Below are 21,613 nucleotides of genomic sequence, written 5' to 3'. Positions count from 1 at the left end.
AAGTTTTTTCGCCGCAGCGACGTCATTTCTTTGCTATCTATAGATACCCATAAACGCATCTCTCTTAACGGGTCGCTTGCGGACTCTCCCTTTGAATGAAAACGTAGACATTTCTGTCGTTGCCAAATGACCGTTAAAATAGAAGTGCCTGTCCTTTTCACCTGTTTAATCCTATCATATTGTGAAACAGGCAACAATTGTTTGAAACGCTTCAAATCGACAAATTAAAGAACGTCTTCTTTGAGAACGGTTTCATTTGTCTCGGAGGCTATCAGTTGGAAAATTGGATTAAACACTTCATACTAATATGTATCACTAAAGGGGGATTTGAATATGCAATGGAATCAAGTAGATCCACAAGCTCATGTCGAAGTACTCGTTGTCGGTATTTCAGGAAACCAGCCGGTCGAGGAACGGATCCGGTCACTTTATCCGGATCGTTTGGATGAATGGATACGCCGAGGGGATATCTCAACGAAACAAGGAGAACTCCGCTTGTTGCCGACACTGACGGGAACCGTGGAACGTGTGTTGTTCGTCGGTCTTGGGAAAGCCGAAGGACTTACGACAGACAGCCTTCGCCGATTATTCGGAAAAGCAGCTCAGTTCTTGAAAGCACGCCAGTTATCCAAAGTGACGATTGATGCGACGACTTTCCCGGGTCAACCGGTCGAACTGATTGCTGAGACGTTTGGCTTAGCTACATATGAAGTCAAACATTATAAAACAAACACGCGGGGCACATATGATCTGGATTTAACAATCTGGTCAGACGCGGGAGATCAGGATGTTGTACGTGGGGAAGCACTTGCGCAAGCGACGAATCTCGCGCGCCGTCTCGTCACGATGCCGGGTAACCTGTTGACTGCACCTGCTTTGGCGGATGAAGCCCGCTTTATTGCCGAGCGTCACGGGCATGATTTGAAGATTCTTGAAAAAACAGATATGGAAGCGCTCGGGATGGGTGCATTGCTTGCCGTCAATCAAGGGTCGACAATTCCACCGAAACTGATTGTCCTTGAATACAAAGGAGCAGGCGACGAGGCTCCGATTGCCGTCGTCGGAAAAGGTGTGACTTTCGATACAGGCGGTTACTCGATTAAACCAAAAGACGGAATCGTCGGGATGAAAGGGGATATGGGAGGAGCCGCAGCCGTCCTCGGATTGTTTGAAGCCCTCGGTCAGCTTAAACCGAATGTAAACGTCTTGGGAGTCATTCCGGCGACGGATAACATGATTTCCGGTGATGCTTTTAAACCGGATGATGTCATCACGTCAATGGCAGGAAAAACGATTGAAATCCTGAACACCGATGCAGAAGGACGCCTTGTCCTGGCAGATGCCGTCACCTACGCCAAAGAATACAAGCCGAAGATGATCATTGACCTTGCGACGCTGACAGGCGGAGTCTTAGTGGCACTTGGAACAGAAATCACAGGGGCATTGACGAATGATGCTGATCTGTACGAACGATTTGAAGCCGTGACACAAGAGACAAACGAAATGGTCTGGCAGATGCCGTACGTTGATCAGTTCATCAAGCAGGTCCGACGCTCGGACGTCGCAGACTTAAATAACTCACCGGGACGGATGGGACATATGATTTTCGGTGGTGCGTTTGTCGGTGAATTTGTCGGTGAGACCCCGTGGCTCCACCTTGATATCGCCGGAACATCCGAACAAAAAGCCGCGACGGAACTTGGTCCAAAAGGGGCGACCGGTGTCATGGTCCGCAGTCTGTATCATTTCGTCGAACGCGAAAAATGATGCGCGTCAACAGCGTCCTCATTTTAATGACAATCGTTAGTATCGTCTGGTACCTGGATGCACGGGAACAGATTTCTTTAGCGGCAGCGACTTTTTTTGGTGTCTTTACGATTTTATCGCTCCTTAAGAGTCTGCGGGAGAAGTCCAGTGGACGTCACCGGAATTGATGCGGCGAAAGCCGGATGGGTGGCTGTATCGATTCAAGACGGTCAGTTTTCCTGGACGGTCGCTCCGTCACTCGACGAAATCGAATGCGGAACCCGGACCTATATCGATATGCCGATTGGACTGGAAGAAGACAAACGCCGGGCAGTCGATCAGTTGTTACGGGAAGAATTGAAGCCTGGCCGAACGAGCAGTGTCTTTAATGCCCCGTTGCGTGCAGCACTGGAGCAAGCCGGTTATCCGGAAGCAAACGAGTATTCGAAGCAGCAGGCAGGTTTCGGTCTCTCCAAACAAGCGTGGTATCTGTTACCGAAAATCCAACAGGTACGGAACTGTTATCGACCGGGCATGGTGGAATCCCATCCGGAAGTCTGTTTTGCCCGCCTGACCGGTCATCCGGCACGTCACAGTAAACGGACGGTCGAGGGAATGGCAGAGCGGGCAGAACTGTTGCGACGGTACGGTTGTCCGGCTTACTGGGAACTAAATGTGCGCGGTGTCGCGACAGACGACTGGATCGATGCCTGTCTCCTGGCAGTTGCTGCCACGTTACCGGCAGTCTATGTGCCGGACGATCGTCCGGTTGATTCGATGGGATTTCCGTTATATGCCGCATTACCGAAAAAAATCACCTTCACCGAAATGGTGTAGGTGATCCTTTGATAAAGTCCCAAAGATAATGAAAAATCCTCGCGTTGTGTAACGCTTTGATGATGACCGCAATCAAGGGACCTAAAATCAATCCGAAGACGCCGAACACCTGAATACCGACAAATAAGGCGATTAAGGCGGTGATCGGTTGAATACCGATGTTATCGCCGACGATTTTAGGTTCCATGATATTGCGTTGTAAGATGACGATTCCGTAAAGAATCGCAAGACCGATGGCAAGACCCGTATCTCCCGTAATGATGGAATAGGCAATCCAAGGCAAAAAGACGGAGCCGGTTCCAAGATAGGGTAAGATGTCAAAAAATGCCGCGATAAAGGCGATCGCAAACGGATGCTCGACTCCGATGATCAACAGTCCGATCAGGACGATGAAAAATGTAATCGTAATCAATGTCAGTTGCGCTTTGATATAACCGAACAAAGCGGACCGGAGACTCGTGACGACCGATTCGGCACGGGCGAACCATGGTAACATTTCGTATTGCTTCAATCTGATTTCGTACTTGTGCCAGTCTTTTGAGATGAAGAACCAGGCGAGCAAGACGATGACTAAAATCAACGCGATGGAGGGTAATGTCGCTAAAATCGTCTGCAACATCCCGGCGACACTTTTGGAGCCTTCACCGATCGCACTGGCAAGGGAACTGCCGAGGGACTGGATACTGTTTTGGACCGTATTTTGTTGTGACGGTTCAAGCGAGCGAAGGGCTTCCGACGCATCGTTCCAAATCGGTGCCAGCTTTTCGTTGTAGAGTTTTTGGAAATAAAGACTCAGCTCCTGGATTTGTGCCGGCAGCTGATTGGCGACAAACACAAGTCCACGAATCAACTGCATGATGATCAAGACGAGCGAGCCGATCAATAAACCGCTCATTAAAATGATGGACAGCAGAGCACCCCAACCGCGGTTGATCCGAAGTCGTTTTTGGAAAAAGTCGACGAGCGGCCGACTGAATAAAGCCAATAGAAAAGCAAAGACGAACGGGTACATGAAAGAAGACAAGCGAACGATCAGCCAACCGGTGAAAAAGATGGCAAGGATGACGCCAATGAAACGGGCTAATTGCCACAAACGTTCAGTCGACATAAGCAACACCTCTTACTATGTATGGAATGTCATCATCATATCATGTTTGTCAGACGAACGTATCGTTCAAAAGGGGAGGAATTCAGATGAAACGAAAAGAAATGGGATTACTCGTCTCGCTCGCCGTTGCGAGTGGACTGGCTGTTCGGGAATGGCGGAAGAACCAACAGTTTACGAAACGATTTAAGGAACAATCGGAAGACCGGCTTGTGAAGGGACTGGCGGAGGTGCAGGACGATGCAGGAGATGATTCTTCTTCAACAAAAGGTTGATGAAACGATTCGAGCGCTCGGAGGATATTTTCGCCCGTTATCTGGATTAGCCCGTTTGATTGAGGAGGTCGGTGAAGTCGGGGAGGCGCTCGAAACCGGAGACGAGTCGTCGTTTCAAGCGGAACTGGTCGATGTCCTGATGATTTCGACCTGTCTTGCGAATCAATATGTGACGGATTTGGCACAGCAACATCAACAGCTCGGGACGATCGAAGACGAGGTTCGAGGTTCGTTTTACCGCCTTGTTCATGAAACGGGGCAGGTCGCTCGTGTCATGAACGGATATGAAGGTGACAAGCCGCCGAAAAAGACGGAAGACGTCATTCCGATCGGGACATCGCTCGCCCGTCTCCAGCGTGAACTGTTCCGGTTGGCCCGTCCCCTCGGAATCAACCTCCTGAAAGAAATCGACCGGACAAACGAGAAGAATCTGAATCGTGATCGTAAACGGTTTGCTTTGACACGTGATCCGGTGACAGAAGCGACGATTGATCACTTCCGAAGCGCAACGGGCAATACGGAACGTCTCTGGGGTGCACCCGTCCATGAAAGCGGCCTTTCGCTCGAGGCGCATATTCGGGCGTCACTGCCGTCGTTACGCCGGTTCCTGCGTTGTGCCCGGATTGAAGGCATTGATGGATTCGTCATCGAGGCTCCGATCGAGCGGACTGACAGTTTACGAAGCGTCAAAGATCAGGCTGATGAAATCGGACGAATCATTAAGGAACAGACACCGCTGTCGTTTAAAGAAGCACCGTACCGGATTGATGTCTATGCCCCTCAACTCGGTCCGGTATCGCCGTATCATGCGGAAGACGACCACCGGATGTTTATCGTCCTACATGTCGATGAGTAACTAAAAAAGAAGCATCCTTTCCCAATTTGGAATGGATGCTTCTTTTGGTGTAGATCATCGTGAGGGATTCGATAGTTCGATTTGTTTCTGATTCAAGTGTTGCATGAAACGGTTGATCCGGTGAATCGCCTGTTGGAGCTGTTCGATCGAACTGGCATAACTGGCCCGGACATAACCTTCTCCACTTGCACCGAATACAGAACCGGGGACGACCGCGACGCGTTCCGCAAGCAACAGTTGCTCTGCGAATTCCTCACTCGTCAAACCGGTTCCGCCGATGTACGGGAAGGCATAGAACGCCCCACCCGGTGAATGCGTCGGCAGTCCGGCGTCATTTAACGCTTTGACGAAATAGTTCCGTCGTTGCCGGTAACTGCGGACCATATCCGGAACTGTCTTATGACGCGAACGTAAGGCTTCGATTCCGGCGAACTGAACGAGCGTCGGGGCACACATCATGCCATACTGATGAACTTTCAGCATCGCCTGGCTGATAGCGGGCGGGGCACAGGTAAAACCGAGCCGCCAACCGGTCATCGCAAAGGCTTTAGAAAACCCGTTGATGACAATCGTCCGTTCCCGCATATCGGGAAGGGTCGCAAAACAAGTCGGCTCGTCTTCATAAGAAAGTTCAGCGTAGATTTCATCGCTGATGACATAAAGATCATGTTTCTTGGCAAGCAACGCGAGATCGGCCAATTGATCGCGTGTCATGACGGAACCGGTCGGATTGGACGGGAAACAAAAGATGATCGCTTTTGTCCGGTCTGTGATGACCGCTTCAATCGTTTCCGGCTGAATCGTAAATCCGTCTTCTGCACGACAGGCTGCCGCGACAGGAATACCGCCTGCCAGTTCAATCAATGGAGCATACGAGACGAAGGCCGGTTCAACGACGATGACTTCGTCTCCCGGATTGATCAACGTCCGAAAGGCTAAATCGAGTCCTTCCGAAGCACCGGTCGTGACGATGATTTCGTCCGCGACCTGATAGTCAATCGAAAATTTTTCTTGCATGTACAAACGGATCTCCTGGCGTAATTCGACTAATCCGGCATTGGCACTGTATGCCGTATAACCTTGTTCGAGCGCAGCGAAACTGGCTTCCCGGACATTCCAGGGGGTGACAAAATCGGGTTCGCCGACACCAAGCGAGATGACATCTTCCATCGAACCGGCTAAATCAAAAAACCGCCGGATACCGGAAGGGGCCAATCGTTCGACACGTTCAGATAAATGTTTCATGGAGACACCTTCAATCGTTTGTCCCCGTCATCCTGGCTGAATAAAACGCCGTCATGTTTATACGTTTTGAGACGGAAATGGGTTGTCGTCGAAATGACAGAATCGAGTGTCGATAATTTTTCTGAGACGAACTGTGATACTTCCTGCAGGGATTTTCCGTCAAGGACGACTTGTAAATCGTATGCTCCTGACATCAAATAGAGTGACGTCACTTCCGGGAAGCGGTGGATGCGTTCTGCGACCTCATCAAAGCCGCGTCCCCGTTTCGGTGTCACTTTGACATCGATGAAAGCGGTCACGCCATGGTGAGCATGGATTTTTTGCCAGTCGATAACGGCTGTATAACCGAGCAGGACCCCGTCTTGTTTAAACGTCTCGAGTGAAGATGACACCTCTTCCTCTGTCAAATTAAGCATTTGAGCAGCTAAGACAGGATCGACCGGTCCATTCTGCGTCAATAATTCCAGTAGTTCTAGTTGTTTGTCTGTGTACACAATCATCACTCGCTTTCTGTCAGGTTGCCATGGAACGTCCGGCGTGTCTCGCGTAGCCGGGAGCGACGTTCCTCTTGTACGATGTGGAAATTTTTCATATCAGTTGTCGGGAGATGATGCTTTTCGACGAGTCGGTCAAAATAGACGCGACGCGACGCATCCTGCTTAGCCGATTGGTGGTTGCCCGCAGGATTAAACGCATACAGGACGGTTGCCCGGGCCGGGTGCAGAACGAGATGATCCTGTCCGACACGCAAAATCCAGTCCCAATCCCAATAGTTGAAGACGTCTTCATCAAATAAACCAAGTTTTTCATGAAGTGACTTGCGATAGAGGGAACCGGACGGGATATAGGTCGAATCCTCTTTCATCGCTTCCCGGTCATACGGATAAGCAAAAGGTTCCGTCGTTTTTACGACACGCAGGTCCTGTTGCCACTCGTAAGTGAACAGTTCGGCATCGACGTACGTCAAGTCCGCACCGGCCTCAAGATCGCCGACAACTTCCTCGATATGCGAAGGCAACAATAAATCGTCGTCGTCGTGGAGAAGGATATACTTTCCTGTTGCTAACGAGACACCGTGATTTCGTGCCCGGACATGGTGGTTTTCCGGCAAATCGATTGACGTGATTGTCAGTTTGTCCTGAAAGTCAGTCAGGACAGGAGTCAGCGGCTCGCCGTTATTGTTTAAGATGATGACTTCAAAATCCTGATAGATTTGTTTTGTCAGTGCGGTCAGTGCTTCGCGCAACTCACGCAATCTGTTATATGTGGGGATGATGACTGAGACCATCGGCATTTAAGTCGTCTCCTTAGAACAAAGACACCCTTGAAATTCAGGTGTCCTTGTGAGATATTTACATTTTTTCTTCGATTGTCGGAAGTAAGTCATTCCATTCAGCGTCAGCTTCTTTTGTGACGGTGACGAAATCACCGTATGCAAATAGATTATCGATGCCGTCAATCGTAATGAGTGATGCGAGCAAAGCATCTTCCGGTGTATCCCCTTTTTTGACGCTGGTGCTCTTGGCACCGAAACGGTCTCCGTCGAGGGTGATTTTTACTGAGTTCGGGTTAGGCGTGTAGTCAACTTGCATAATCAGTCTCCTTTCAAAGTTCACACGAAGCTTCACATAAAAGTAAGTTCGTTGCGAGTAAAATCAATTCCTGCTGATCCGGTCGTTCATCAAATGATTCTTCAAAAACGCTCCCGATTGCTTCCGCAAGCGGGCTTATTTGATCATGAACCGTCAGTAAGCTTAGTATAGCAGACATTTCCGTCGGATAATTTCCTTCTCCTAGGTGAAATGGATCATATTTTTTTAAAAGTTCTTCTGAACTCATAATCACTAAAACTCCTTATCTCAATATATCTCAAAAGGCGGTAGTCCGCCTTTTCAAATTTGTTTGACCTGAATTTCAATGCAAGGGCTTATTTTTCCGGCATTTAGTGATAACCTATATCTTGTAGATAAATAGGTTTAGAAATGCCTGGAACGTCTATATATAGAGTGAAGATTGAATAACACTTTCTATATGTAGGGCGTCTTTTTTTAGTTTAGCGCATTTTTTACGGCAACGGAACCTATTTTAAAGTTAGAGAATGGGAGTGGTTCATAGTGGCATCTCCACTGAATACAGCACGCATCTATCAAGGTGCAATGACAATAGAAGATGTATATACGGTCATCCGTCAGATTACAGCATCATACTCGGAGCTCGACGTCGAGCGTTACACAGAACGGGCGATTCGGGCACTCGAAGGGAAGACGTTACAGGCGGATCAAGTCTATGAACTCTTAACCATGCATGCACTTGACATGTTGAAGGCAGAAGAACCGAACTGGACGTTTGTTGCGACAGCAACGTACTTGAACCGGCTGTATCTTGAAGCGAGTGAAAACCGCGGCTATGCAGCGGACGAACGGTACGGCTCGCTATATCACTTGATTGAAAAATTAACGGAGATTGGTATTTTCACACCCCACCTTCTGGAGACGTATTCGAAAGAAGAAGTCGAGGAACTTGCGGCATCGATTGACCCGTCACGTGATCATCTGTTCACGTATATCGGACTCCGGACATTATCCGACCGTTACTTAGCGCGCGACCACGTCAAGAAATTATACGAATTACCGCAGGAACGTTTTATGATCATCGCGATGACACTCATGCAGACAGAACCAAAAGACCGCCGGATCGAGCTCGTCAAAGAGTCTTACTGGGCACTTTCGAATCTCTACATGACTGTTGCGACACCGACTTTATCGAATGCCGGTAAATCATACGGACAACTGTCATCATGCTTCATCGATACAGTCGATGATTCGTTGCGGGGTATCTATGATTCGAATACCGATGTTGCGACACTGTCAAAAGGCGGCGGCGGAATCGGTGTCTACATGGGGAAAATCCGTTCACGCGGGTCAGACATTAAAGGATTTAAAGGAGTTTCAAGCGGTGTCATTCCGTGGATGAAACAGTTGAACAACACAGCGGTCAGCGTCGATCAGCTCGGTATGCGCCAAGGTTCAATCGCCGTTTATCTCGATATTTGGCATAAAGATATTCTTGAGTTCCTCGATGCGAAATTGAACAACGGGGACGAACGGTTGCGGACACATGACTTGTTCACAGGCGTCAGCTTACCGGACCATTTCATGCGGACGGTCGAAGCACGCGGCGACTGGTACTTGTTTGACCCGCACGAAATTCGGACGGTGATGGGCTTCAGCCTGGAAGATTCGTTTGACGAAACGGAACAAGGCGGCAGCTTCACGGAGAAATATACAGCGTGTGTCAATGAACCGCGTCTGAGCCGGACGAAAGTACCGGCGATTGATCTCGTCAAACGCTATATGCGTTCGCAGCTCGAAACAGGCACACCGTACATGTTCTTCCGTGATGCAGTAAACCGTGCCAACCCGAACAAACATGCGGGAATGATTTATTCGTCTAACCTCTGTTCGGAAATCATGCAAAACATGAGCCCGACGACTGTCACAGAAGAGTACACGGAAGACGGCAAAATCATCATCACGAAAACACCGGGCGATTTCGTTGTTTGTAACTTATCTTCGATCGCGCTTGCGCGTGCTGTCCGTGAAAATGTATTGGAACGGTTGATTCCGATTCAAATGCGGATGCTTGATAACGTCATCGATTTAAATACGATCGACGTGCCGCAAGCACAGATTACGAATCAAAAATACCGCGCCGTCGGTCTCGGAACATTCGGCTGGCATCATCTGCTCGCTCTCGAAGGCATCCGCTGGGAGTCGGTCGAGGCTGTTCAGTATGCCGATCGTCTTTACGAAAAAATTGCCTACTTGACGATTGATGCGTCGATGCAACTGGCGAAAGAAAAAGGCGCTTACCGTCTCTTTGAAGGATCGGAATGGCAGACAGGGGAATACATCGCCCGCCGTCACTACAAAACAACGGCTGAACTGAACTGGGATCGTCTGCAAGCCGACATCACAGAACACGGTATGCGAAATGCCTATCTGATGGCAGTCGCCCCGAACTCGTCGACGGCAATCATCGCCGGAAGTACGGCTTCGATCGATCCGATTTACAAGAAGGTTTATGCGGAAGAGAAGAAAAACTACAAGATTCCAGTCACAGTGCCCGATTTGACACCGGAAACGAACTGGTTCTATAAATCAGCGTTTGAGATTGATCAGCTTTGGAGCATCCGTCAAAATGCCTCACGCCAACGTCATATTGACCAAGCAATCAGCTTTAATCTCTACGTCAAAAACAGTGTCAAAGCAAAAGAGTTACTCGAGATGCACATGGAGGCATGGCAGCTGGGGATGAAGACGATTTACTACACACGTTCGACGACCGTCGAAATCGATGAATGTGAGTCGTGTTCATCATAAGAGAAGGAGGACGATATCATGAAGGCAGCAATCGTATATGCGTCAATGAGCGGAAATACAGAGGAGGTTGCGGAACTGATTGCAAAAGCATGTTCCGAAATGCAGGTCGAACCGACGATGATCTTTGCCGATGATGTGACGACGTATCAGCTGGTCCCTTATGATATCGTCTATTTTGGTTCGTACACCTGGGGAGACGGACAATTGCCGGATGAGATGCGGGATTGTCTGAAGCTGGTCTTAAGGGAAAGTCCGCACGCGATTCCGCAGGCGGCTGTCTTCGGGACGGGCGATAAGATGTTCGTCAAATATTGCCGCGCCGTCGATGAGATGGCGTATCATCTCGCGAAGTTCGGGGTTCCGCTCGCAGGTGAATTACTCAAAATCGAACAATCGCCGCGCAACCGACCGCATGCGGTCAAAGAGTGGACACGTCGAACACTACTGCAATTACAGCAAGAGGGAGCCGAACAACATGGAACAACTACAAAAAATCAAACTGCTTGATGCCCGTCATCCGAATCGTGCGACAGCGATCATCGGTGGCGAGACAAGCTCGATCGTCAACTGGAACGACATCGCATATCCGCAGTTTTATTCGATCTATAAACAACTGTTATCGAACTTCTGGATTCCGGACGAAATTTCGATGTCAAAAGACATGCAACAGTGGAATCAATTGAGCGAGCGGGAACAGGATGCGTTTAAGAGGATCATCGGTCTGTTATCGATTCTTGACTCTGTCCAGACCCGCTATATCCTGGAGTCGGCAATGTTTACGTCAGACGCCTCGATTCATGCGATCCTCGCGATTGTGGCCCAACAGGAAGTCGTGCATAACCAATCGTACAGCTACGTGCTGTCGAGTCTCGTACCGTTGTCAGAACAAAACCGGATCTTCGACATCGCCAAAGATGATGACATGGTCATGAAGCGGAATGCTTTTATTCTGGATCTGTATGAAGATTTCCAAAACGACCGGACACCGGAAAACTTTGCGAAATCACTCGTCGCCTCAATCGTTCTTGAAGGAATCAACTTCTACTCCGGATTTGCGTTCTTTTATAACCTGGCGCGCCATCAGAAAATGGTCGGAACGTCGACGATGATCAGTTATATCCAACGCGACGAGTTGCAACACTCGTACTTCATCAGTCAGCTGTTACGTGCCGTCTTGACAGAACATCCGCAAATCGATGCCGACGGTTCATTCACGAAGTTCGTCTATGCCACATTCGAGCGTGCTGTTGATCTCGAAATCGAGTGGAGTGAATACGTGTTACGTGACTTGGACGGACTTGATGTCAGCGAGATGCGTGACTATGTCAAATACCTCGCCAACAAACGTCTCCGTGTCATCGGGCTCGACGATCTGTATGAAGGACATGATGAAGACGTCATGCCATGGATCCGGGCGTATTCCGACGACTCGATGAATGCGACGAAATCCGATTTCTTCGAGCAAAAATCACGGTCATATGCGAAAGTGACGGATGCAAACGGATTTGACGATTTGTAAGCCATTCCCGAATCTTTATTTTTTGATTGCTTCACCGTGAAATTTCCTTTACGCTAGGACAGGTGAGGTCATGCTCGACTCCTGCGGAAATACAAGTCAATCCTGACCCTGGAAGATGCATTGCATCTGAAGCGGCATGATGGCTTGTCCGCGGAAAGCGAGCAGACCGGACCTGTCCTTTTTGCGTGAAAAAGTAAGTTGAAACAAAAAAAGGGCCGGACTCGAAAAGTCCGGCAGAATCAGGGGGAATACTTGAAGTCTTGCTACTAATTTGTTCCCTGGTAAAATAAAAAATAAACAATTTGAAAAATATTTTTTACCATCCGTAAAAAGTATGTTATTATAAGTTGATGAATTTAGTTAGGGAGTGTATAAACTATGGCAAACTTTGAAAAAGACCAAGTCGTTACTGGTAAAGTAACTGGTATTCAAAACTTCGGTGCTTTCGTAGCACTTGACGAGCAAACACAAGGTCTCGTCCACATCTCAGAAATCTCACACGATTACGTAAAAGACATCAACGATTACGTAAAAGTTGGCGATGAAGTAACTGTTAAAGTTCTCGACATCGACGAAGCTAACAAAAAAATGAAGCTTTCGATCAAAGCAACACAGGAAGCTCCAAAACGCGAAGCACGCGCTAAAGGCCCACGCAAAAACACCGGCCGTCGCGATGCAGGTCCTGCTTTCAAACAAGAAGAAGCTCCTGGCTTCAACGTGTTAAAAGGCAAATTGGAAGAATGGATTGAAAAATCAAACTTCCAAAAATAAGATTTTGAAAGGGAATCGACATCGGTCGGTTCTCTTTTTTTGCGTTATAAGCATTAAAATAGATGCAAAAGGGGAATGTGTGGATAATGTAAGGTGTTCATTACTTATCAAGGGGGCAACACACAATGGAAAACTTCGAATATCGTAATCCAACGAAACTTATTTTTGGTGACGGTCAAGTCAACAAAATCAAAGACGAATTGAAAGCTTTAGATGCTAAAAAAGTCATGCTCGTATTTGGCGGCGGCAGTATCAAACGTAATGGTGTCTATGATGACGTCACGCGCGAACTCAATGCGGCAGGAATCGAATACGTCGAATGCGACGGCGTCGAACCAAATCCACGCATCGAGACAGCAGAACGCGGTATTAAAATCGCACGTGAAGCTGGCGTTGACGCATTGCTCGCTCTTGGTGGCGGTTCTGTCATCGACTGCACGAAATTGATCGCTGCAGGTATCCCTTACGAGGGTGAAGCATGGGATCTCGTCATCGGTAAAGCGACACCAGAAACAGTGATCCCGTTTGGAACAGTCTTGACGCTCGCTGCGACAGGTTCAGAAATGAACTCAGGTTCTGTTATCACGAACTGGAAGACACAAGAGAAATACGGTTGGGGCAGCCCGTTGACGTTCCCGACATTCTCAATCCTTGATCCAAAGTACACTGTCAGCGTTCCGAAAGATCAAACGATTTACGGAATCGTCGACATGATGAGCCATTGCCTCGAGCAATATTTCCACACGGCGCATGCACCGGTTCAAGAGCGGATGACGGAAGGTGTCATGAAAGCAGTCGTTGAAGCTGCACCGAAACTTGTCAACGATCTTGAAAACGTTGAACTCCGCGGTACGATTCTGTTTGCCGGTACGATGGCACTCAACGGTGTTCTTCAAATGGGCGCACGCGGCGACTGGGCGTCACACAACATTGAGCACGCGGTCTCAGCGGTTCACGACATCCCGCATGCAGGCGGTCTGGCGATTCTCTTCCCGAACTGGATGCGTCATGTTCTTGATGAGTCAAACGCACACCGTTTCGTTACGCTCGGTGAGAACGTCTTTGACGTCGATACGACAGGTAAATCAGAAATGGAAGCAGCACACGCTACAATCGATGCAATCAGTGCGTTCTGGACATCACTTGGTGCACCAAACCGCCTTGCGGATTATGACATCAAAGAAGAAACGGTCGATTCAATCGTGAAGTCAGCGATGACACGTGGAGACTTTGGTAACTTCAAATCACTTGGCAACGAAGATGTTCGTCAAATCGTAACAGCTGCTTTGTAAGCGTCATAACATTTGCTAATCTTTTCACAAAAGACTTGAACGACCTTCCTTCTTGCGTTTTAATGAAAAGGAAGGTCGCATTTGTTTGCGAATGAATAAGGAGGACGAGTGAATGACAACGGTACGTTTTGATTATTCGAAGGCCCTACAATTCGTAGGACAACATGAAGTGGACTATATGGCGGATATGGTAAAAACATTACACGGAGCAATCCACAACGGCACAGGTGCCGGCAGCGATTTCTTAGGATGGGTCGATTTACCGACAAACTATGACAAAGCGGAATTTGAAAAAATTCAGGCGGCGGCTGAAAAAATCAAGTCGGATTCAGATGTCTTGTTAGTCGTCGGGATCGGCGGATCGTATCTCGGAGCACGTGCTGCAATTGAGATGCTCGGTCATTCGTTCCACAACTTACTGTCAAAAGACGAGCGGAAAGCACCGCAAATCATTTATGCCGGACATAACATTTCTTCGACGTACTTACACGATTTGTTCCAAGTACTTGAAGGAAAAGATGTTTCGGTCAACATCATCTCAAAATCAGGGACAACGACGGAACCGGCGATTTCATTCCGTCTCCTGAAAACATTTATGGAAGACAAGTACGGTAAAGCCGGAGCGAAGGACCGGATTTATGCGACGACGGATAAAGCACGTGGTGCCCTGAAGACACTTGCTGACTCGGAAGGATACCAGACGTTTGTGATTCCGGATGACGTTGGCGGTCGTTTCTCTGTCTTGACACCGGTTGGTTTATTACCGATTGCAGCTGCCGGCATTTCGATTGAAGACTTGATGGCAGGTGCGCGTGATGCGCAAGTTCAGTTCTCAAATGAGAACTTGGCGGAAAACGAAGCGTACCAGTACGCGGTCGTTCGAAACGCATTATATGCGAAAGGAAAAACAATCGAGTTGCTCGTCAACTATGAACCTGCTTTACACTATGTGTCGGAGTGGTGGAAACAGTTGTACGGAGAGTCAGAAGGAAAAGACTTTAAAGGGATCTTCCCGGCAGCAGTCGACTTCTCAACGGATCTTCACTCGATGGGACAATACGTTCAAGAAGGACGTCGTGATTTGTTCGAAACGGTCATCAAAGTCGGACAAGCGCGTCATACCTTGACGATTGAAAAAGATGCACAGGATTTGGACGGCTTAAACTTCCTTGAAGGCAAGTCGATTCAATTCGTCAACGACAAGGCAGCAGAAGGAACGTTGCTTGCCCACACAGATGGACAAGTTCCGAACCTGACAGTTGAGTTGCCGGAGATGACACCGTATCATCTCGGATTCTTGTTCTACTTCTTTGAAAAGGCATGTGCAATGAGTGGATACCTGCTTGGTGTCAACCCATTCGATCAGCCGGGTGTGGAAGCGTACAAGAAAAACATGTTTGCCTTGCTTGGTAAACCTGGATTTGAAGCAGAAAAAGCAGAGCTTGAAGCTCGCTTGAAATAAGAAGCCGGACATCTCTCGATTCAGAGGGATGTCTTTTTTTGTCATTCTGGCAAATTCCTACGCACTTTCACTTTTAGAATGCTTTCGAAACAGGTAAAGTGAAGAGAGAAGAAGAAATGAGGTGCACGCACGTGATTACGTTTTTAGATTATTATCAAAATCGGGTTGAACTGAGTTTTGAGGACCATCCGTTTTCAGTCCATCCGCTTCATGTCTGGGTCATTGCCGTGTACGAAGGGAAATGGTTACTGACACATCATAAGCAACGGGGCTACGAATTTCCGGGTGGAAAGGTCGAACCGGGGGAAACGGCCGAGGAAGCAGCGTACCGGGAAGTCATGGAAGAGACAGGGGGACATATCGAACGTCTCCAGTACATCGGACAATACCGGGTTGAAGGTCGGGGGGATACGATCATCAAGAATATCTACTTCGCCGAAATCGCATCCTTGGTGCCGCATCTTGCTGTCGATGAGACGGACGGTGCCTATTTACTAGACGATATCCCGAAACGTTTAGATACGAACCGCCAATACAGCTTCATGATGAAGGACCGTGTCCTTCCGGAGACTCTTCGTGTACTCGCCGAACGCCGACTGGTTTGAGCTCCCCCGCCAGGGACCGTTTCGTACCTTTCGGGTCTTTTATGAAACATCCGACGGAGAACGGGTCGGGGCGTACATCATCTTACCGGTTCGGGCGAACGGACAAGGTCTCTTGTATTTACGTGGTGGGACACGTAATATCGGCATGGTTCGACCGACCCGCTTAATGCAGTTCGCGCAAGCCGGTTATTTGGTCATGGCTCCTTTTTACCGCGGTAACTTAGGGGGGACCGGAAAAGAAGATTTTGGACAACGGGATATCCTTGACGCCATCAGTGCTTTTGATTGGCTCGATCAATATGTCGAGCGGACATCGGTATTTGGCTTTTCCCGCGGCGGTCAGATGGCGCTTTTACTGGCGCATCATCGTGAAGTCGCCCGGACAGTTTCCTGGGCCGGCGTGACGAATTTGATTTGGACGTATGAAGAACAACGGACGATGCAAAAAATGCTCAGACGATTTACCGGTGGCGTTCCAGAGCAACGGCTGGAGGCATATCGCGTCCGGTCACCACTCTATTTTCCGCCGCAAGGAGACGTCTTGTTGATTCATGGATTGTACGATCAAAACGTTCGGTTGCGGCATGCGACGAACTATGCAGCCCGCTATCCGGAAAAGACCCGTTTATTGGTATATCAATATGCGCATCAATTTCCAATCCATCAAAAAATGCTTGTGACGAAACAAGTCATCGATTGGATGTTATCCAAGTAAAAGGATTCGTGAAAACATCTCAGTGCCTCGCATTGAGATGTTTTTTTCTCCAAATGATGGGAACATTGATATGTTTTAAAAAAGAGATTTTTTAAGGGAAAACGATATTTGATATACTAGAACATATAAAATAAGCCAGATTAACGGATTTAGAAGGGATATATGAGATGGAAATCTTACTTGCGCGACAACCGATTGTAGACCGGTTTGGTTCGATTGACGCTTTTGAACTGCTCTATCGTTCCGTTGAAACACCTGCAGTGTTTGATGGTGACTTGGCAACGATGGATGTATTGACGAATACACTGATTCATTTGGGAGTAGACCGTGTAGCAGAAGGGAAACGATTATTCATTAATTTCACAGGCGATCTGTTACAGTCTGAGCTGATCGATCACTTGGATCCGACCCGATTCGTGATTGAAGTGTTAGAGACGGTTCACATTGATGCTGCTATGCTCCTGACGTTGCAGAAGTGGAAAGAAGCAGGCTTCGTATTGGCACTGGATGATTTCGTAACCGATCTGTTGCGTCATCATGGGGCAGAGCTGTTTGATCTGATTGATTTGATTAAAATTGATATCGAAGCCATCAACCCACGCGAACAAAGTGCAATCTTACATATTTTAAAGCGGAATTATCCGCATATGCGCTTTTTGGCAGAACGGGTCGAAACACATGAAGATCATACGCGAAGCCTTGAGATGGGATATGACTGGTTTCAAGGATACTTTTATGCCAAACCGATGCTGATGAAAGGGAAGGCGGTTCCTCCGCAAGTACCTGTCCTGTTGAAGATGCTGAAGTGGTTGGATACAGACGATCATTATGAGGACGTCGTCGATGAAATCGAAGGAAATCCTTACATCAGTGTACAAGTACTGCAATTAATCAATTCTCCGGGAATCGGTCTTCGGAACACCGTCAGTTCCGTCCGACAAGCGATTTCCTTACTTGGATTTTCGCAATTAAAGAGCTGGATTTCGTTAATCGTTTTGCGTGAAATGAAACTCGCAAGTCCGTACAGGTGGTCGGATGAATTGTTACGTTCATCTTTGCATTGTGCAAAGCTGTGTGAACTGTTTGCGACGGAAACGAAGACCTTGAAAGCAGAGAGCGCTTATATGATTGGATTACTGTCTCATATTGATGCATTACTCTCAGTCGATATTGATGAAATCATTGATCAGCTTCCGATTGAACCGGCTTTGAAAAACGTCTTACAAGGTGATGATCATCCGTTTCGGGATTGCCTGCTCCTTGCGATCAGCGCAGACCGGGGAGAGTTCGAACGGTTCGAGATGCTGAGCAATCGATTCGGGATTGCGAAGCGCCGCGCTTATGAATTATTAAAAGAAAGCCAAGTTTGGCTTTCTCAAAAAGAGCTTCATTTACAAGATAAGACAGATTCAATCGTCTAACATAAAAGGTTGAGCATCCGTTAAGGAGCTCAACCTTTTTAGTATCATCAATCATTTTTAAACGCGGGGACCGGCTGCTTTGATGGCATCCGTCGCACTTTCGAAACGTGCAAAGTTCTGCGTGAACTTTTGCGCGAGTGCAGTCGCTTGTTGTTCGTAAACAGATGAATCCGCCCATACCTTGACCGGATTGAGTAAATCAGTCGGAACACCGGGTACTTCAATCGGCATATGCAGACCGAAAATCGGATGTTCTTCTGTCGGGATGTCTGCGAGCAGGCCGTTGACGGCTGCATTGACCATCGTCCGTGTATACGAAAGTTTCATCCGGCTGCCGGTACCATAAGCCCCACCGGTCCAACCGGTGTTGACGAGATAAACGGTGACGCCGTGGCGATCAATCAGTTCCCCGAGCATCGTCGCATATTTTTCTGGAATCAACGGCAGGAACGGGGAACCGAAGCAGGTCGAAAACGTTGCTTCCGGTTCCGTGACACCACGCTCTGTGCCGGCAAGTTTAGATGTATAACCTGACAAGAAGTGATACATCGCTTGTTCTTTTGTCAGTTTACTGATCGGAGGCAGTACACCGTAAGCATCTGCTGTCAGGAAGACAATCGTTTTCGGATGACCGGCGCGTGACGGGATGGCGATATTCTCGATTGCTGTGATCGGGTAAGCCGCACGCGTATTTTCCGTCAGTGAGGTATCATCATAATCCGGAATCCGGGTGTCGTCGAGGACGACGTTTTCAAGAACGGTTCCGAAGCGGATGGCGTCAAAGATTTGTGGTTCTTTTTCGCGTGACAAGTTGACCGTTTTCGCATAGCAGCCACCTTCGATGTTGAAGACACCGTCATGGGACCAACCGTGTTCATCGTCGCCGATCAATTGACGGCTCTCATCTGCAGACAGTGTGGTCTTACCAGTCCCGGATAGTCCGAAGAATAACGCGACATCCCCTTCGTGTCCAACGTTGGCGGAACAGTGCATCGACAACACTTCTTGTTGTGGTAAGAGATAGTTCATGACCGAGAAAATTGATTTTTTAATTTCTCCGGCGTACTCTGTACCACCGATCAAGACAATACGGTGTTCGAAAGACATCGCGATGAATGTCTCCGAGTTTGTCCCGTCGACCGCCGGATCCGCTTTAAAATGTGGTGCGTAGACGACCGTAAATGGTTCAAAGGCCGCAACCGTAGGATATTCGCGTAAGAATAGCTGTTTCGCAAACAAATTATGCCAAGCATATTCGGTTACGACGCGCACTGGAAGGGTGAAATGCGTATCGGCACCAGCAGCAGCTTCTGTGTAGTAAAGTTGATCTGCTTCGTTCATATAACGAAGAACTTTTTGTAACAGTTGCTCGAATTTGTCCGATTCCATTGGTTGATTGACATGACCCCAATCGATATGCATCTCACACGATTGATCACGGACGATGAACTTGTCTTTCGGTGAACGACCTGTAAATTTCCCCGTTTCTACAGACAAAGCACCATTTTCTGCAAGAACTCCTTCTTTGTTGCGAATCGCATGTTCGACTAGTTCAGCAACTGACAGTTGTTTGAACACATGCTCCTTCTTGAGTAGCTCTTCGATATTCAGGACCGTCATCGGCATCCTGACCCCACCTTTCCCCTACGTTGGTTTTAGCTCTACTATTAGTATGACACATTTATTATATATGACATACTAATGACAGGGCAATCATTTTCCTGCGCTGATTTCTATTTATCTGGAAACGCTTTCAGCATTAACAGTTTAACATCTCTTCCGAAATTTTTCGACTAGAAATTAAAACGTTGCTTGACAGAGTGAGCACAAGTTTATATCATGTAATTCGTAACGGATACTCTTATTCTGAGCAGGTGGAGGGAACAAGGCCCGAAGAAACCCGGCAACCGTCTTATATTAATTTCATCATTAATGTAGGAAAAGGTGCTCTCCTGAAGCGAAGTAAACACTTCGAACGATAAGAGGGTAAAGGAAGAACGCACAACCTTTCCCTGACCATTTTTGGACATGGAAAGGTTTTTTTCATTTTACCGTCCCACTCAACTAGGGGAAATGAGTACACCGTCAAATTCTTTTTTGGGAGGGTCAAACATGACAAACCTTAATCGCCGACTATTTACGTCGGAATCAGTAACTGAAGGTCACCCGGATAAAATCTGTGACCAGATTTCGGATTCAATTTTGGATGCAATTCTTGCAGCCGATCCAAACGCACGTGTTGCGGCAGAAACTTCTGTCACGACAGGACTCGTATTAGTAGCTGGAGAAATCACGACATCAACTTACGTGGATATCCCGAAAGTCGTTCGTGAAACTATTCGTGAAATCGGCTATACACGCGCTAAATACGGTTTCGATGCAGACACTTGTGCTGTATTGACATCAATCGATGAGCAGTCAGCAGACATCGCTCTCGGTGTGGACCAAGCGCTTGAAGCACGCGAAGGAAACATGTCCGATGAAGAAATCGATGCGATCGGAGCAGGAGACCAAGGTCTGATGTTCGGTTATGCAACGAAAGAAACACCGGAACTCATGCCACTTCCAATCTCGCTTTCACACAAACTGGCTCGTCGTTTGGCAGAGGTCCGCAAAACGGGGCAACTCGATTACCTCCGTCCGGATGGTAAAACGCAAGTTACGGTTGAATACAACGAGAACAATGAACCTGTTCGCGTCGATACAATCGTCATCTCGACACAACATGCAGAAGAAGTGACGCTTGAGCAAATTCAAGCTGATCTGAAAGAACATGTCATCGCACCGGTCATCCCGGCAGAGTACATCGATGCAGACACAAAATTCTTCATCAACCCGACTGGTCGTTTCGTCATCGGCGGACCACAAGGAGATGCAGGGTTGACAGGTCGTAAAATCATCGTTGATACGTATGGCGGATATGCACGTCACGGCGGTGGAGCGTTCTCTGGTAAAGATCCAACGAAAGTCGACCGTTCAGCTGCTTACGCAGCACGTTATGTCGCGAAAAACCTGGTTGCATCTGGTCTTGCGGACAAAGCAGAAGTTCAACTTGCTTACGCAATCGGTGTGGCGCACCCGGTTTCAATCGCAGTCGATACGTTCGGTACAGGAAAACTTCCTGAAGCGCAACTCGTTGAATTAATCGCAGAAAACTTTGATCTCCGTCCTGCAGGGATCATCAAGATGCTTGATCTCCGCCGTCCGATTTATCGTCAGACAGCAGCTTATGGTCACTTCGGTCGTACAGACATCGAATTACCATGGGAGCAAACAGATAAAGCCGCTACTCTTGAAGAGCAGGCAAAACGTTTCGCATAATCCTGAGTTCAGAAACTCCCTTTTAAGGGTGTTTCTGAACTTTTTTTGTTTCTCCGGAACT

General features: G+C 47.9%; 22 protein-coding genes and 1 riboswitch. Of the genes, 15 read left to right on the top strand and 7 right to left on the bottom strand.

Features of this window, described 5'->3' with window-relative positions:
- Window positions 1-333: 333 nt before the first annotated feature.
- Genes ACP26N_RS12355 through ACP26N_RS12345 form a run of 3 tightly spaced genes read left to right on the top strand, consistent with a single transcriptional unit; the run spans window position 334 to window position 2,583 of the window.
- Window positions 334-1,767 (top strand): leucyl aminopeptidase, encoded by a 1,434-nt coding sequence (locus ACP26N_RS12355; RefSeq protein ID WP_426353945.1) that lies wholly within the window; start codon window positions 334-336, stop codon window positions 1,765-1,767.
- Between the two features lie 26 nt (window positions 1,768-1,793).
- Complete coding sequence (locus ACP26N_RS12350; protein ID WP_426353944.1) at window positions 1,794-1,934, top strand: hypothetical protein; 141 nt, start codon at window positions 1,794-1,796, stop codon at window positions 1,932-1,934.
- On the top strand, window positions 1,915-2,583 hold the full coding sequence (locus tag ACP26N_RS12345) for a DUF429 domain-containing protein (RefSeq protein ID WP_131502131.1): 669 nt from the start codon (window positions 1,915-1,917) through the stop codon (window positions 2,581-2,583). The genes ACP26N_RS12350 and ACP26N_RS12345 overlap by 20 nt, the downstream gene beginning before the upstream one ends.
- Here the strand turns inward: ACP26N_RS12345 and ytvI are convergent.
- A complete protein-coding gene (ytvI, locus tag ACP26N_RS12340; RefSeq protein ID WP_131502130.1) occupies window positions 2,567-3,691 on the bottom strand; it encodes a sporulation integral membrane protein YtvI in 1,125 nt (374 codons plus the stop codon). The two genes, ACP26N_RS12345 and ytvI, sit on opposite strands and share 17 nt — an antisense overlap.
- Before the next feature lie 86 nt (window positions 3,692-3,777).
- Between ytvI and ACP26N_RS12335 the strand changes: the two genes are divergently transcribed.
- Window positions 3,778-3,963, top strand: a complete 186-nt coding sequence (locus tag ACP26N_RS12335; RefSeq protein WP_131502129.1) for a hypothetical protein — start codon at window positions 3,778-3,780, stop codon at window positions 3,961-3,963.
- Window positions 3,929-4,819 (top strand): MazG nucleotide pyrophosphohydrolase domain-containing protein, encoded by an 891-nt coding sequence (locus tag ACP26N_RS12330; protein ID WP_426353942.1) that lies wholly within the window; start codon window positions 3,929-3,931, stop codon window positions 4,817-4,819. Before ACP26N_RS12335 ends, ACP26N_RS12330 begins: the two co-directional genes overlap by 35 nt.
- A 54-nt stretch (window positions 4,820-4,873) precedes the next feature.
- On the opposite strand, the gene ACP26N_RS12325 is transcribed toward ACP26N_RS12330, so the two are convergent.
- The 5 genes from ACP26N_RS12325 to ACP26N_RS12305 are packed head-to-tail and all read right to left on the bottom strand — an operon-like array spanning window position 4,874 to window position 7,903.
- The gene (locus ACP26N_RS12325) at window positions 4,874-6,064 is read right to left on the bottom strand and encodes an aminotransferase (protein ID WP_426353940.1); all 1,191 of its coding nucleotides are present in this window, start codon (window positions 6,062-6,064) and stop codon (window positions 4,874-4,876) included.
- The gene (locus tag ACP26N_RS12320; protein WP_131502127.1) at window positions 6,061-6,564 is read right to left on the bottom strand and encodes an Lrp/AsnC family transcriptional regulator; all 504 of its coding nucleotides are present in this window, start codon (window positions 6,562-6,564) and stop codon (window positions 6,061-6,063) included. The genes ACP26N_RS12325 and ACP26N_RS12320 overlap by 4 nt, the downstream gene beginning before the upstream one ends.
- The gene (locus tag ACP26N_RS12315; protein WP_426353938.1) at window positions 6,564-7,358 is read right to left on the bottom strand and encodes a glycosyltransferase family 2 protein; all 795 of its coding nucleotides are present in this window, start codon (window positions 7,356-7,358) and stop codon (window positions 6,564-6,566) included. Before ACP26N_RS12315 ends, ACP26N_RS12320 begins: the two co-directional genes overlap by 1 nt.
- Before the next feature lie 58 nt (window positions 7,359-7,416).
- On the bottom strand, window positions 7,417-7,656 hold the full coding sequence (locus ACP26N_RS12310; RefSeq protein ID WP_026827667.1) for a NifU N-terminal domain-containing protein: 240 nt from the start codon (window positions 7,654-7,656) through the stop codon (window positions 7,417-7,419).
- Between the two features lie 13 nt (window positions 7,657-7,669).
- Window positions 7,670-7,903: a DUF1871 family protein gene (locus ACP26N_RS12305; protein WP_114595187.1), complete on the bottom strand. Its 234-nt coding sequence runs from the start codon at window positions 7,901-7,903 to the stop codon at window positions 7,670-7,672.
- Window positions 7,904-8,220: 317 nt separating this feature from the next.
- On the opposite strand from ACP26N_RS12305, the gene ACP26N_RS12300 reads away from it, so the two are divergent.
- The 9 genes from ACP26N_RS12300 (at window position 8,221) to ACP26N_RS12260 (ending at window position 18,231) form a co-directional block, all read left to right on the top strand.
- Complete coding sequence (locus tag ACP26N_RS12300; RefSeq protein WP_370529001.1) at window positions 8,221-10,446, top strand: ribonucleoside-diphosphate reductase subunit alpha; 2,226 nt, start codon at window positions 8,221-8,223, stop codon at window positions 10,444-10,446.
- An 18-nt stretch (window positions 10,447-10,464) separates the two neighbouring features.
- Window positions 10,465-10,953 carry a flavodoxin domain-containing protein gene (locus tag ACP26N_RS12295; RefSeq protein ID WP_426353937.1) on the top strand — a complete coding sequence of 163 codons (489 nt, stop codon included), beginning with the start codon at window positions 10,465-10,467 and terminating at the stop codon, window positions 10,951-10,953.
- Window positions 10,922-11,965, top strand: coding sequence for a ribonucleotide-diphosphate reductase subunit beta (locus ACP26N_RS12290; protein ID WP_114595190.1), 1,044 nt, complete (start codon window positions 10,922-10,924; stop codon window positions 11,963-11,965). Before ACP26N_RS12295 ends, ACP26N_RS12290 begins: the two co-directional genes overlap by 32 nt.
- 378 nt (window positions 11,966-12,343) lie before the next feature.
- A complete protein-coding gene (yugI, locus tag ACP26N_RS12285) occupies window positions 12,344-12,736 on the top strand; it encodes a S1 domain-containing post-transcriptional regulator GSP13 (protein ID WP_014971071.1) in 393 nt (130 codons plus the stop codon).
- Window positions 12,737-12,861: 125 nt separating this feature from the next.
- Complete coding sequence (locus ACP26N_RS12280) at window positions 12,862-14,028, top strand: iron-containing alcohol dehydrogenase (protein ID WP_131972364.1); 1,167 nt, start codon at window positions 12,862-12,864, stop codon at window positions 14,026-14,028.
- A 112-nt stretch (window positions 14,029-14,140) separates the two neighbouring features.
- Complete coding sequence (locus tag ACP26N_RS12275) at window positions 14,141-15,490, top strand: glucose-6-phosphate isomerase (protein WP_426353936.1); 1,350 nt, start codon at window positions 14,141-14,143, stop codon at window positions 15,488-15,490.
- A gap of 131 nt (window positions 15,491-15,621) precedes the next feature.
- Window positions 15,622-16,095, top strand: coding sequence for an RNA deprotection pyrophosphohydrolase (gene ytkD / locus ACP26N_RS12270; RefSeq protein ID WP_426353935.1), 474 nt, complete (start codon window positions 15,622-15,624; stop codon window positions 16,093-16,095).
- A complete protein-coding gene (locus ACP26N_RS12265) occupies window positions 16,067-16,810 on the top strand; it encodes an alpha/beta hydrolase family protein (protein WP_131502120.1) in 744 nt (247 codons plus the stop codon). Before ytkD ends, ACP26N_RS12265 begins: the two co-directional genes overlap by 29 nt.
- Before the next feature lie 167 nt (window positions 16,811-16,977).
- Window positions 16,978-18,231, top strand: coding sequence for an EAL and HDOD domain-containing protein (locus tag ACP26N_RS12260; protein ID WP_214852949.1), 1,254 nt, complete (start codon window positions 16,978-16,980; stop codon window positions 18,229-18,231).
- A gap of 57 nt (window positions 18,232-18,288) precedes the next feature.
- Here ACP26N_RS12260 and pckA read toward each other — a convergent pair whose 3' ends face one another.
- Entirely contained in the window at window positions 18,289-19,857 is a 1,569-nt protein-coding gene (gene pckA, locus ACP26N_RS12255) for a phosphoenolpyruvate carboxykinase (ATP) (protein WP_188004618.1), read from the bottom strand.
- 232 nt (window positions 19,858-20,089) lie between these two features.
- A riboswitch (SAM riboswitch) is annotated at window positions 20,090-20,216 on the top strand.
- A 127-nt stretch (window positions 20,217-20,343) separates the two neighbouring features.
- Here pckA and metK point away from each other — a divergent pair.
- Entirely contained in the window at window positions 20,344-21,552 is a 1,209-nt protein-coding gene (metK, locus tag ACP26N_RS12250; RefSeq protein ID WP_114595196.1) for a methionine adenosyltransferase, read from the top strand.
- The last annotated feature ends 61 nt before the right edge of the window (window positions 21,553-21,613 follow it).

The organism is Exiguobacterium sp. R-39 (genome assembly GCF_049942815.1).
In the GTDB taxonomy this organism is placed as follows: domain Bacteria; phylum Bacillota; class Bacilli; order Exiguobacteriales; family Exiguobacteriaceae; genus Exiguobacterium_A.
This window is presented reverse-complemented; position numbering and strand designations above follow the sequence as displayed.